Origin of the sequence: Bacillus sp. EU63, assembly GCF_038592915.1 — a bacterium.
Taxonomy (GTDB): Bacteria; Bacillota; Bacilli; order Bacillales; family Bacillaceae; genus Bacillus; species Bacillus velezensis.
Window position 1 is genome coordinate 2,763,386 of the sequence record NZ_CP151944.1, and the last position, 13,737, is coordinate 2,777,122.

The following is a 13,737-nucleotide window of genomic DNA, read 5'->3' on the forward strand; positions in this document are numbered from 1 at the left end:
GGTACAAAGGGATCTGTAAATATTAAAAGTTTTTATCATTTTTTTATTAATCTCTCAAGATTACATGAAATTTTTCCGTTCATATACGAATATGTCACATTTTATTACACAATTTTTCTCTGTCCTTCCGGCATGCTTGTCAGATATTCTGTTCGATTGAACAGGCTCTTTCTACAGACATACGCATACACTGTTCTTATCTCGTAAGAAATGAGTGATGTCATGAATAAGATGTTATCAGGCATGCAGGGCCTGCCTCCCGGATTTCCGCCTTTACCGGTCTTACCGCCGCAGTCTTATTATCCTCCGGCCCCGATGCATACAGCACCATATCAAGGCGGCCCTTCTTTTCAGCAGGGATTCCCGTCATCCGGATACGGACAGCAGACCCCGCAAAGCACGCTGTCATTCGCCGGACAGCAATTCGTCCCATACCCTTATACATCCGGGTACTACGGCCAATCCTTCAGTGACGTCGGCGGAAGCCTCGGCGCCGGGGCACATCCCGGCGCGCTCGGGGGCGGTTTCAGCGGCCATGCCGGGGGCTTCAGCGCTCCGAGCGGATTCAGATGATACAAAAACCGGTCTCACACGGCCGGTTTCTTTTCTTATTCACAGAGTATAACGGTCATTCCATTGATTCATTTCCTGCTCCGTATAGTAATCAGCCCTTGAAACCTCAACAATGATTAAACCGCATTGAGTGATTAAAAATTGTTTCAGTTCCTCAAACAGCTCGTCTTTTCCGCAAAAGATTGTTTCTATATTGTGATTTTTATATGCAAATGCGTACTTCAAAAGCTAATTCCTCCTGCTGTCTTTCTATCAATCATTGACAAAATGTATGATAGAAATTAGATAATTTATCACTCAAGGGCGCCTTAAGTATCTTTATACATATATTTATTATGGTAAATATTACATTAAGTTTCATTTATATTAAAATTACTTTACAATTTTCATCAAATACGGAACTTTTGTTTCGTAAAATAAAATACAAAAAAACCTCAAGCCCATTGTCAGGGCTTGAGGTTTTTATACGTCCCAGGAGAGATTCGAACTCCCGACCGACGGCTTAGAAGGCCGTTGCTCTATCCGGCCTTCATCCTTTACATATCGCTATCGTTACGTTCATGTATAACGGTCACTTTCCGAACTTTGACCGATTGACTTACTTTCTATTATATTTGCTTACACTTTATAATTCAAGCATTCATATAGTAGAAAACAACCCTATTTAAAAGGTAAAACAGTTGTACTTAAATCTGCTATAAAACGTAAAGGTATTTATTTAAAGGAGTGGTTTCATGAGAGATAACAAAGAATGCTGTCCCTATTGCGATGCTGATGCAACCCACGATAATACCTGTAACACCAAGTAAGCTATGAAAGAATCGATGAGTCATTGTGTATACAACAATGGCATATCCATTTCAACAATATGTACTTTAATGCTCTGTGTGATATCTTTCCACTCGTTTAAAATCCTCTCTTTGTTACGACCTAGCCTATCTAATGAATGTATGTATAACGTATCTCCTTTTCGCAAACGCAATTTCAAAGCTTGGTAGTGAGGTCTATTGAAGTCTTTCTCGCTTTGCTTATCGATATGAATATCACGCTCATCAATTCCAAGAGCATACATACTATTCAGTTGTCGTGCTTCATTTTGGTCTTTACTGCTTACTCTAACGTATCCAAATTCTTTGTTGTCCATAATTGATTCCACCCTTTTCTTTGATATCACTTATAAGTCTACCCCTCTGCTATCGATATCATTATCGAGCTTGAATAGGGTTTCACTACAATTCTTATTACTTCACCTTGCTAAATCATATTGATAATGTGAGTCGTGTCGGAAATTTACCGATTGTCAGTTTGTGAATGAGAGTGGTTTCTGTATCAAACCAATTCCACAACTTGGCATGTATGCAAGCATAAAAGACATCCAATTAATTTGGATGCCTTCTTATAACTATTTTACTTGTTCTTGTAGCACTTCTTTTAGCAATTCAACAGCACTTTCTTCACTTGGAACATTTGTTCCAAGTACGCCACGAAAAGCTTTCGAAAGGATGCATTGTTTCAATATGTCCAACTCAGATTCGAGTTGAAGATTGAATTTTGAATAATTGTCCTTAGCGAAGATATCATCCAAAATGTTTACAATAGCATCTTGTTCCTCTTTAGGAGGTAGAGGAAATGGATAGTTCAATAAAAATTCTTTTGGCACTCGTTGCTGACCAACCGCTCCCGTCATTTCTCTCTTAGCTTCTGCCCTAAACCTTTGTGAACGAACCAAATAGTGAATATACTGTTCATTCACATACTCAGAAGTACGTAAAACATGAAATTCTGTTGAACCATAGCCAAATCCGTTTTTTAATTGTCTAGCTATAGCTGATTTTCCATTTTCCATACAAGGGGTAATCTTAGCAAACAGTACATCATTCTCTAAAAAAAACGTATAGCCTTTTTTAACTTTTCCATATTCTCTTTCTTCTGGTTCTTCGATTTTACCAGTTTTATCACTCACTGCAGGCATCGGTATAAATGTACATTTTTGTTCTTCAGATACTTCATTTAACTTTTTCTTTGGGGGATTTACTTGTACAACTTCTCCCAGCCTGACCCATTTCCATTTACATGGAATATACTCACTTTGCTCTTCAATAATCTCGAATTTTTCAGGCTTAATTAGACTAATTATTTTATCGTATAACACTTCTGCATTTTCTATATCAGGGTGTTCTTCTCGCCACTTCCTCGTCAACTCTCCCCTAAACGCCTTATCCAAAATTGCCGCTCGACGAAGTTCAAACGTTTCCTTCGCTTCTTCAATCAACTGCTTTGCTTCTTCAATTTTATTTAAAAGGTGCTCTATTTTGTCAACAATCCGTTTTTGCTCGTTTATAGGGGGGAGAATATACGGAAATTCTTTAATAATTGTCTGAGAAATATTTGGCTGTGCTCCACCTTTACCTCTATTAATAAGGTTTTTTCTTTGAGTTAGAAAATAATAAAACATAAATTTTTTATCCGTCAAAGCATACGGAACTCCCACCGCACAAGCTTGATTAGTGGCAGCATCTATTCCTAAGATTCCAAGTTTACCTATTGTCGCACCATACATGGCAATAGCCACTGAATCTTTTGGAAAGAGTTTTGCACTAGATTTTTTGAGTCCTTCTTCTGTAATTTTTTCTTCCGAATCAAGTATAACAGTATCTCTCAACTCACCTGTTTTTAACCAAGGTATGTTTCCATTATAATACTCTGAATTTTTTCGGGAAGGTGTACCTCCAGAACCCCATTTAGCAACAAATTCTGACTTTACCCATACCCAATTCTCAGGAACTTCGTGCGTCTGCCCATCCTCTGGCAATAATACTTCTTCTAATAACTCATCGACGGTTTCTTTCTTCTTACTCACTGTTTGACCACCTCATCCTCTTCAACAGCACGTAACTCCTCAACTACTTCACCTAATAAATCCATTGCTTGTTGAAGTTTCGCAATCGCCTCTTCTGCCGATTCAATAGGGTCTGGTAGGTTTTCATATGATGATAAAGACTCGTCAGCAATCAATCCGATATCTAGACTGTCATTCTTCTTTGCAATTTCTTCTCGCGAAAACTTGTTCCAACGTTCATCTTCCACTTTCGATCGGTCTTCTGCCACATATGCCTTCATGAAGTTTTCAAAATGAGCCATCGTTAGCTGATTACGTTTTCCAAATGAAGACATATTTGTGCGAAGGTCATAGACCCAAACATCTTTCGTGTTATCTTGGTCTGTTGTTCCCCTTGTAAAGAATAAGACATTCGTTTTTACACCTTGCGCATAAAAAATTCCTGTTGGTAAGCGTAAAATCGTGTGTAGATTACACTTGTTCATCAAGTCACGACGAATTTGTGCGCCAATACCACTTTCGAACAACACGTTGTCGGGCAAGACAACCGCTGCTCTTGCATTTCCATCATCTTTTAAAGCGTTATAAATCAACTGTAAGAAATTCAACTGTTTATTCGATGTTTCAAACGTTAAATCGTCACGGGATACCCGTTCCCCGCCTTTTTTTGTACCGAACGGCGGATTTGTTAAAATAACATCAAAGTTCTTCATCCATTTCCCGTTGCCCGATAACGTGTCTCCTTGTTCCAAACGACCTTCGATATTATGAAGCAACGCATTCATGAGTGCCAGACGATGCGTATCTTTAACAAGTTCCATCCCTACAAAGGCTTCTTTCTTTTGGAACTCGGCTTCTTGTGGTTCTATATCAAAGTAATCATCTGTTTGATTCTTTAAATATTGGTCTGCAGCAATCATGAAACCGAATGTTCCAGCTGCAGGGTCAGCACACCGCTCACCAATTTTCGGGTCAATTAATTGAACCATCACATCAATTAATACACGAGGTGTGAAGTATTGCCCCGCTCCCGATTTCTTTTCACTGGCATTCTTCTCTAACAATCCTTCATAAAGATTGCCCAGTCCTTCTTCTTTTGCATTGTACCAATCAAGGGCATCAATCGATTTAATAATCTTCTCTAAGTTTTTCGGCTCAGCAATACTTGTAGAAGCATCACTGTATATTAGACGCAGCCGCTCATTTTCACTGCTTCCTAATTCAAGTAATAATCGCTGATAAAATGTCTTTAATTCCAAACCTTCTTTTTCTAACAAATCATCCCATCGATATCCTTCTGGAATCACACCTTCTGTTTCCTGCTCCTTCATCATTTTGAGGAATAATAAGTAGGTTAACTCTGTTACATATTGCTGATAGGTAATCCCATCATCACGTAACACATTACATAAATTCCATAGTTTTTGAACGATTTCTTGGTTGTTCATTTTTCAGCCTCCTGCTAACTCCGAGTATATTTTAATGTTGGATTCTCATTCAAACCTCATTAAAGTGAAAATCAAAGATAAAGTAACTTATCTATTATAACTGAAAAAGTGCCCCTATGAAGAGGCACATTGTTAACTAATATAAAGGTTCTCATTTATAGTGGTAACAACCGTATCAATATAGTCACCGAACTCCCGCTTCAGCAATTTATAGCCGCCCGGAGTTTTAAATGGTTCTTCCGAGAATGCCTCTTCTGCAGTCGGTGCTAATACAGGCACTTTAAGTAATTGCTTTTCTATTCTCTCTAACCATTTCTTCTGTCTTGGAGTCCAATCATGCAGTGAATACACTTTTTGCATCGCTTGTTTAATACGTGCTTCATGGGCAACTAGTGCTTCACCTAATGCAGCTTGGCGAATAAAGCTAATAATGTCTGCTGCAATGTCTTCATTTTTTGTCTGCTTCCAAGCTGTCTGCAAATGCGATTGCTTAAAGCCTTTCGTTTCTAGAATGGTAATAAGTTCTCGTAAATCCTGCCTTGTTAAATCTTTCGGTCGTGTGCAAATAAGATGAAGAGCGGGAATTTCATTAATATTTTCTTGGATAAAACGAACGAAACCTTCTAAATAATCTTCTGGTCTCTTGTTTCCTTCACCATATCCCCGAACCACATCTGTTACTTCATCCTCTTTGTTGGAGATATATCGTTTCTCGCCTTTTACCCGATAGGCTTCCATATATTCAAATAACATGTTGTGCTGTTTTGCTTCTTGCGGAGTATATAACTGAATTTCTTTCGCCCACTCATCCACATTTTTTCCATTCGACAATTCTTCAAACTTTTGTTTTCCTTCTTCATTCAGCCTTTGCTTGCGACGCTGAATTTTCGCTGCCAATTGGTTACGATAAAACGAAGCTTCATCTTCTGCAGTAGCATTGGCAAGTGATTCATATAGTTCAACGATACTGTAATTTTGTTTCTTTACAACAGGTTTCATCTCCGTATAGCTTTGCAATTTATCGTAGATGCCCACTGCATCGTAAATGTTAAAGTGTGTTTTTCCAATGTCGGGACAAAGACGGGTTGCACGTCCAAGCATTTGGTCATAAAGAATACGAGACTGTATACGCCGTAAGAATACTAGATTTGTTATTGGAGGAACGTCAATGCCTGTGGTGAGTAAATCAACCGTTACAACGACATTTGGCAGCCGCTCGTTCTTAAACCTTTTAATGGCATCTAATGGCTTATAGATATAGCCAGTAATTTTCATAATAGCATCATCTTCAATTTCATCGCCACGTTCTTTAAAGGCTTCCTTTAATAACCGAACAACCAAATCTGCGTGTTGGTCAGTGGCTGCAAAGATAAGAGTTTTCTCTTTTCCTGTCGGATCAATGTATTCAACCAGTTTGTTTAGAACCGCCCGATTAAAAGGTTCAGTAATTACCCGTTTATTAAACTGCTCAACCTCAAAATGAATGGTATCTTCCATTTTTTCTAGTTGAATCTCGCCTTTATCAACATCATACACTTCAACTTCTTCGTCTTTTTCAAGAGTAATGCCGACTTGTGAAAGTTCTGTCTTAAACAGATATGGTGGTTCATGGTCAACTAAGTAGCCATCCAGAACCGCTTCACTATAAGAATACTTAAAAATAGGCATACCAAAAATCTCTGTTGTATGAAGAGCTGGTGTTGCAGTAAGTCCTAAACATGCCGCATCAAAATAATCAATTACACGTCGATATTGGCTAATATAATCATTTTGGTCACGGAATTTCAATTCTTCCTCTGACATTTCTTTGTCACTTGTATAGCCACGATGTGCTTCATCTACAATGATGAAATCATACTGCCCGACACTTGGAAGCTTTTCGTTATCGCTATAGAAAAGTCTTCTAACCATTCCCTGCACCGTCGCAATTTGCACCTTCGTTTCAACTTCTGGAGACATGTCTTCTAAAGACTTCACATCGTATATATCAGCAAATGAGTAGCCTTCAATTTTTGTATCCTTAAGTGCATCCTCTGTCTGTTTTCCTAACGAATTACGGTCTACAAGGAAAAGAATACGACGACATTTTTTGGACTTAATTAAGCGATACATGAGGGCGATAGCTGTACGAGTTTTCCCAGTTCCAGTTGCCATCGCAATAAGCATTCTTCGTTGCCCTTCTTTTAATCCCTCTTCAGCGGAAAGTACCGCTCTTTGCTGATAATGACGCAAACCAAACTTCGTAATATCCTCTTCTTCTAATCGTTTATTCGCATCCTTATCATCTTGACTAAGAAGAAGCTGCAAGTCGTCAGGTGAATGCCAGCCTTCTAATGGGCGAGCATGTTCTAACGGTTTACGTGAATCCCAAAACCAGATGCCCGACTCTTCTTGAAGTTGTTTCAAGTATGGTCGGCCGTTCGTTGCGTATAAGAACGGCACCTTATATTCACCTGTTGTAGGTGTGATGACTTCATCTTCGACTTGTGCCGCATTTTTTGCATACACTTTTGTTTGACTTTCTAATGCGCCAGGAATCGTTTTCTTTTTTGCCTTAGCTTCAATAAAGCCAACAAGCTTTAAGCCAATAAACAACGCATAGTCAATCCTGCCGCCATTGACCTTCCATTCAGCAATTGCCATGTTTCGATTTTTCTCTGGCAGCGTTCCGTTCTTTTGATGATTGAGTACAGTTGTGTCTACTTCCCATCCAACAGCACGTAGTTTTCCATCAATAATCGTACGCGTTTCGGCTTCAGTTAATTGCTGTCGACGCATAAAGTTTTTGGATATTTTTTTACGCTCGATTTTTACCTCTTCTTGTTCCACTTCCGCCTGTCGACGAATTGCCTCTAATTCTTCTTCAAGTTTTTTGACTTTCTCCTCATATTCTCGCTGAAGTGTTTCTGTACTCTGTTCTGTTTGTTCTTGAAGTTCTGTATACTCTGGTGCTTGAAAATCCCAATCACCATATACCTCCATGAACCAAATGGACAAGCGGAACGTTAATTGCAACAAAGCCTTTGCTTCTTCTACTTTTCCATAATCCGCTTCATGCATCGCTACATTCCCTTTGCGACGAAGAGCCTCTAATATATCAATTAATTCAGGCTCAAGTAACCTTTCCCGACGCAAAGTGTTAATGCGATCCACTTGCGTTGTACCATATGCCTCTTTAATATTTTCAGCGGCAAGAATAAATTTAGTTAGTGTTTCAGCGAACAATCGCAGTTTCATTACTGTTGTATGGGGGTCATGATATACATTTCTCTCAGCTGTCTCTCCCAAGTTAGCAAGTACATCCCATTTCCCTTGAAAAAATGAAAAGTTGCCACTCATTGTTATCACCGGTTTTCCTAAAAGGTTGTTTGTGTCTATTATACTATAATCATGCAAAAATTAGGAATAATATGTATCGCTCTTTTTTCTACTCTGCTCCTTAGTTTAGGTTCATTCTTTAACCAAGTGAATAAAAGACGGGTTTTATTAGTTATTGTTTAAATATCGGAGCTGCGACATCAGATTTGATCGATAAAAAGAAGAGCCTCAATTAAGAGACTCCTACAAAGTTTGTGCCTTTTAGGTTATATAAATCGAATAATTGCCGCATCCGCTCCATATATAGATTCTGCAAGTGTAACCTCTTAACTCCCAAGTCATAGCCAGCAAAGATATCTTCAAGTTCTTGCTGCGTGTAGAAGAGTCTAATAAATACTTCCTCCTCCTCAGTGGCAAATCTAATATTCTGTTCCTTGTATTCCTGAAGCCTTTGCTCGTGATGTTTCTCAGCCTTTTTCATGATATTTACCTTACGCTTCAGCACATAGTCAGCTTCATTCTCATTTATGATAGGAAAGCTGTAGCATCCCTCAGCTGAATGAAATTGCTTAAGTCCAATAAAGAGAGCAATACATAACTTCACGCTCTGCATCCCCTTCTTTAACCTTTTGATCGACCTTTATATTAATCGTTTTCCAAAATTTTATTTCAATCCAACCGTTATCAAAACAGCGGGAGAGGAAGGCTTTTAGACATTTCAATCGTGTTAATTTGGTTTGATTGCTTACATTCATACTGTCTAGCCACTTATAGACCGTATCGGCTGTAATATCAGCAACATGGTTTACGTTTGTTCCACTCTGAAAATACTCTACATGGAGGACATAATCGCTTATTGTACGGCTTCTATTCCCGCTCACCTTCATTTGCCTAGTGTTGGTTTCGAGAACATCAGAAACCAACATTGAGTCATCCAAGACCTCAAATTGTTTTATTTTTTCTTTTGGAGCGGTGGAACTAGTACTAGTAATGGTTAATCCATTTAATAATCCCTTTACATCCACATCAACATCTAATAATCCTTTTCTTTTGGTCACAACAAAAAACCTCCTATACCGAAAGTGATATAAGCCAATAACAGGTGTAATTTCTTACGTGACCATTATACTGACCGTTTCACTAAACGATATAGAAGGTTGATTTGACGGGGTTTACTTTGATACGTCCCAGGAGAGATTCGAACTCCCGACCGACGGCTTAGAAGGCCGTTGCTCTATCCGGCTGAGCTACTGGGACATGAAAATCAAATTGTTCTGCTGATCATTTTACCATGATATCAGCGAATTGACAATATAGTCATCCGATAAAAAAGGCCAGCGGCATCAGTTTTCACTCTGATGTCACCAGCTCTTTTTTTGTACGTCCCAGGAGAGATTCGAACTCCCGACCGACGGCTTAGAAGGCCGTTGCTCTATCCAGCTGAGCTACTGGGACAGCTTTTGCTTTATGTATCAGCGACAAGATTTATTATATACAGGTTCAAATCATAAGTCAATATTTTTTTAAAAACTTTTGATGGGGAAGAATGAAATCTCCCCCATCAGTTGTTAAAAACTGATTGTATTCCCCAAGTCCTTCAATTCCCGACCCGTTTCGTCGTAAAATGTCACGGCGCCTTCTCTTTCTGTAAGAGTAAGAATGGCATAGCTTTTCACATTGCGGACTCTCGGAAGACGGATGCTGCCCGGATTAATCAAAAGCTTGCCCCGAAGCTCTTCACTCCCGGCAATATGTGAATGGCCGAAGCAGACGATATCCGCCCCAAGCTCTTCCGCCCGGTAAAAAACAGTTAAAAGTGACTGTTTAATGCCGTGAAGATGCCCGTGAACGGCCAGAATTTTCTTTGAACCGGCGTCCAGAAGGAGTTCATCCTGAAACCCGCCGCCAAAGTCGCAATTGCCTTTTACCGTGTGATACGGCGTAAGCGCCGGATGTGCGGCGTCAAGCTCTGAATCACCGCAATGAATCATCAGATCCGCTTCGTCTTCGTGCCGCTTTGCAATCGTCTCCAGCTCATCTTCAAGGCCGTGACTGTCACTTATTATCAGCACTTTCATTGCATACGCTCCCCCTTATGAATCAAGCAGCTTTGACAGTTTCTTGAGCGCCTCAGCCCTGTGGCTGATTTTGTTTTTCTCAGCGCTTGTCAGCTGGGCCATGGTTTTATCTTTATCTTTTACAATAAAAATGGGATCATAGCCGAACCCGTTATCCCCCTCGGGTCCTTCCGCAATATACCCTTCAACATGACCTTCGACCGTTTTTGTTTCCTGCCCCGGCATGCTGACGGCAAGGGCGCAGCGGAAACGGGCCGTGCGCTGCTCTTTTTCGATGCCTTTTAATTCTGACAGCACCTTGTCCATATTCGCCTTATCATCTTTTGCTTCTCCGGCATAACGGGCCGAATAAACGCCCGGTCTGCCTCCAAGGTTGTCCACCGATAAACCGGAGTCGTCTGCAATGACCATTTTGTTGACGGCTTTTGCCACGGCTTCCGCTTTTAAGATGGCGTTTTCTTCAAAGGTATGTCCGGTTTCCTCAATTTCTTCCGTAAATCCGATTTCCGCCAAAGAAGAGACGCTGTAGCCTTTCGGTTCGAGTATTTCCTTGAATTCTTTCACTTTTCCCTGATTGTGTGTCGCAATAATGGCTTCTTTCACGGTGATCAGGCCTCTCTTTCTTATTTCAGTTCAGGCAATGTTTCTCCCAGCACTTCTTTTTGCTTTTGAATAAGCGTCTGGATTCCTTTTTCAGCAAGGCTTAACAGTCCGTTTAAATCTTCGCGGGAGAATGTGGCTTCTTCGCCCGTCCCTTGAAGCTCTACAAAACGTCCGCTTCCCGTCATGATAATATTCATGTCGACTTCAGCCGCCGAATCCTCTTCATAATTCAGATCCAAAAGAAGGCCTTCTTCTTTATCCATCCCGACAGAAATGGCCGCGAGATAATCTGTCACAGGAGAGGTTTTGATAACGCCGCTTTTTACGAGTTTGCCGATCGCAATGGCCATCGCCAAGAAGGCGCCCGTAATGGAAGCCGTTCTTGTTCCGCCGTCGGCTTGAATGACGTCACAGTCGATCCAGATCGTGCGTTCGCCGAGCTTCTCCAAATCAACGACGGCCCGGAGCGCGCGCCCGATCAGCCGCTGAATTTCCATCGTTCTGCCGGAGACCTTTCCTTTTGAAGATTCTCTTATCGTTCTTTGATTCGTCGCGCGGGGAAGCATACTGTATTCCGCTGTGATCCAGCCTTTTCCTCCGCCGCGTAAAAATGGCGGCACCCGGTCTTCCACAGATGCATTACAGATGACCTTCGTATTTCCCGCTGTAATTAAAACAGAGCCTTCCGGGTGAGTGATAAAATCCAAATCAAATGTGATAGGGCGCAGCTCATCGTGCTGTCTTCCGTCGTGTCTCATATTTTACCTCCGATTATATGTACATAAACCTTTTGTTCCGGATTGTGAATAAAGAAAGAGGCAGCCGGAACGCTAACCTCTTTTTTACTAGTATATCAAAAATCGCAAATTAAAAACTACCCGTATTCACTTGTGACGGCCTCGAAACAGGTTTTGAAAGGGATTCTCCTTTTTCATTCACCAGTTCTGATTTTCCATTTACTTTTATAGAAACACTTTTGATCGACGGCTGTTCGGTTAACGTGAGAACGATGCTGTCCAGTACGCCCGATGATACCATTTTTGTTTTTTCGTCGGCGCTTCCGTAAATAGAGCTGTTAAAGTCCAGTGTAACCTGGCCGTCTTTCACTTTCGGCTTGCTGAGAAGCTTAACATCGTTATTAAAGTCCGTCAAAAGCCCGCTTGCTTTGCCCGGTCCGTCAGCGAGCTGTTCAACGGCAGCGGTGATGTCATTTGTTTCCGAATTGTCAATCCGCTTTGTGACAGGCACGTAGTATTCGCTTGTCTCTGTTTCCGCCAGATAATATACAGTCAGCGGATGGGTGTCTGTCAGATCATTCACTCCGGCCGTTTCAATATTAATCCCGTCTTTTCTGCTTAAGTCGCCCGTAATCGGCGTGCCGCCCACAGGCATTTCTTTCAGCTCGTGCCCGTTGATTCTGATTTTGACTTTATCTATTGAGCTGAATTGGGTAAGCGTCCATGTAATCGATTGCAGGATTTTTTGTTCGTCTTCTTTTTTATAGTTTTTAAATTCCTTCGAAAAATCAGCGACGGCAGTGCCGTCTTTTTTAATATCGACATTTACCGTCGTATCCGCAGGGAGCACCGCTCTGAAGCCGTTCGGCAGGATTTCTGACACAGGCCCTCCCTGAACCAAATACTCAAGGGCCTGCTTTGCGGTTCCCTCACTGTTCGGAAGAGGCAGTGTCTGTGCTGCGACATAGCCGTTTTTATCAATCAGATACAGCTCTCGCATGACTGTATTGGCCGGCTGGTCGGCTTTAGAAGTGCCGTTTTTCTCTGACTGCTTTGGTTTTGCCTGAATTCCCGCTTCATCCTTTACATATGAAATGTCTTGAGGCGGGTCAATTTCCCCGGCTGTTTTATCGGATTGAAACAAACCGCATCCAGATAACACAAAAGCCGAAGTAAGACATGTTGCAGCAATGACTGCAGGTCCTTTTTTCAGCATACTTTTCCCTCCTAAGGCTGTTTGTACTATGATGTATACGAGCCCTGTCCGGGAAATAGACCGGGAAGCGCAAAAAAACCCGCCGTAAACAGCGGGTTTTTTGATTTATTTTCTGACCGGCTCTTGAAGGGAGATGCACTCGACATGGCCGATTTCGTGGCCGAACCAGTCTTCGGCAATTTTTGCGAAGCCGTTCCGCTCTCCCGTTGTAAGAAATTGATGCTCCGGTGCATGTTTCGATTGGTTTAACAAACCTTTATAAGACAAGATGGTGCTCACTTCTCTCGCCGTCTCGTCTCCGGAGGAAATGATTTTCACATGCTCCCCCATATAGTTCTGAATCGGATCTTTTAAAATCGGATAATGCGTACATCCTAAAATCAAGGTGTCAATTGATGTACCTTTTAAAGGCTCAAGCGATGCTTCAACCGCTTCCTCCGCTGATTCCTGAAGAAACCGTCCGCTTTCTACAAACGGCACGAGCAGCGGACAAGCCGTGTTCTCAACTTGAAGTTCTGCGTTTAACCCGAGCAGCGCCTGCTCATACGCTCTGCTTTTAATGGTATTGACCGTGCCGATGACGCCGATATGCTGGTTTTTCGTGACCTTTATCGCCGTTCTCGCACCCGGCTGAATGACGCCGACAACCGGAATATCCGTTTTGCGCTGAATATCCTCCAAGGCAATGGCCGTGGCCGTATTGCAGGCGATCACGAGCATTTTGATATGGTGGTTTTCCAGCAGGTAATCGGTCATTTCCCACGTGTATTGAAGAACTTCTTCTTCAGGACGCGGGCCGTACGGGCAGCGTTTTGTATCTCCCACATAGATGATATTTTCCTTCGGTAGCTGTCTCATGATTTCCTTAGCAACGGTTAACCCGCCAACCCCGGAATCAATGACTCCTATCGGCTGTTCCAACAAA

At 41.5% G+C, this 13,737-nt stretch carries 10 protein-coding genes, 2 tRNA genes and 2 pseudogenes; 1 reads left to right on the forward strand and 13 read right to left on the reverse strand.

Going from position 1 to position 13,737, the window contains the following annotated elements; all coding sequences use genetic code 11:
* Window positions 1–222: 222 nt before the first annotated feature.
* On the forward strand, window positions 223–573 hold the full coding sequence (locus NYE38_RS13715) for a hypothetical protein (protein WP_025649695.1): 351 nt from the start codon (window positions 223–225) through the stop codon (window positions 571–573).
* A 39-nt stretch (window positions 574–612) separates the two neighbouring features.
* Here NYE38_RS13715 and NYE38_RS13720 read toward each other — a convergent pair whose 3' ends face one another.
* From NYE38_RS13720 to racE, 13 genes and pseudogenes are all read right to left on the reverse strand, one after another.
* On the reverse strand, window positions 613–798 hold the full coding sequence (locus tag NYE38_RS13720; protein ID WP_007408136.1) for a hypothetical protein: 186 nt from the start codon (window positions 796–798) through the stop codon (window positions 613–615).
* 607 nt (window positions 799–1,405) lie between these two features.
* Window positions 1,406–1,717, reverse strand: a pseudogene (locus tag NYE38_RS13725) (recombinase family protein); the annotation flags it as partial.
* Between the two features lie 258 nt (window positions 1,718–1,975).
* Complete coding sequence (locus NYE38_RS13730) at window positions 1,976–3,433, reverse strand: restriction endonuclease subunit S (RefSeq protein WP_017418300.1); 1,458 nt, start codon at window positions 3,431–3,433, stop codon at window positions 1,976–1,978.
* Window positions 3,430–4,860 (reverse strand): N-6 DNA methylase, encoded by a 1,431-nt coding sequence (locus NYE38_RS13735; RefSeq protein ID WP_017418301.1) that lies wholly within the window; start codon window positions 4,858–4,860, stop codon window positions 3,430–3,432. The genes NYE38_RS13730 and NYE38_RS13735 overlap by 4 nt, the downstream gene beginning before the upstream one ends.
* A 132-nt stretch (window positions 4,861–4,992) precedes the next feature.
* Entirely contained in the window at window positions 4,993–8,199 is a 3,207-nt protein-coding gene (gene hsdR / locus NYE38_RS13740) for a type I restriction-modification system endonuclease (RefSeq protein WP_017418302.1), read from the reverse strand.
* A gap of 510 nt (window positions 8,200–8,709) precedes the next feature.
* Window positions 8,710–9,236 (reverse strand): annotated as a pseudogene (locus NYE38_RS13745) (site-specific integrase); the annotation flags it as partial.
* A gap of 125 nt (window positions 9,237–9,361) precedes the next feature.
* A tRNA-Arg gene (locus tag NYE38_RS13750) sits at window positions 9,362–9,435 on the reverse strand.
* Between the two features lie 124 nt (window positions 9,436–9,559).
* Window positions 9,560–9,633: transfer RNA gene (locus NYE38_RS13755), tRNA-Arg, on the reverse strand.
* 113 nt (window positions 9,634–9,746) lie between these two features.
* The gene (locus tag NYE38_RS13760; RefSeq protein ID WP_071181914.1) at window positions 9,747–10,256 is read right to left on the reverse strand and encodes a metallophosphoesterase; all 510 of its coding nucleotides are present in this window, start codon (window positions 10,254–10,256) and stop codon (window positions 9,747–9,749) included.
* Between the two features lie 15 nt (window positions 10,257–10,271).
* On the reverse strand, window positions 10,272–10,868 hold the full coding sequence (locus NYE38_RS13765; protein ID WP_087920775.1) for an XTP/dITP diphosphatase: 597 nt from the start codon (window positions 10,866–10,868) through the stop codon (window positions 10,272–10,274).
* An 11-nt stretch (window positions 10,869–10,879) separates the two neighbouring features.
* Window positions 10,880–11,617 carry a ribonuclease PH gene (gene rph / locus NYE38_RS13770; protein ID WP_007612934.1) on the reverse strand — a complete coding sequence of 246 codons (738 nt, stop codon included), beginning with the start codon at window positions 11,615–11,617 and terminating at the stop codon, window positions 10,880–10,882.
* Window positions 11,618–11,726: 109 nt separating this feature from the next.
* Window positions 11,727–12,812 (reverse strand): GerMN domain-containing protein, encoded by a 1,086-nt coding sequence (locus NYE38_RS13775; RefSeq protein WP_014418573.1) that lies wholly within the window; start codon window positions 12,810–12,812, stop codon window positions 11,727–11,729.
* A 105-nt stretch (window positions 12,813–12,917) separates the two neighbouring features.
* On the reverse strand, window positions 12,918–13,736 hold the full coding sequence (gene racE / locus NYE38_RS13780) for a glutamate racemase (RefSeq protein ID WP_012118125.1): 819 nt from the start codon (window positions 13,734–13,736) through the stop codon (window positions 12,918–12,920).
* Window position 13,737 lies beyond the last annotated feature (1 nt).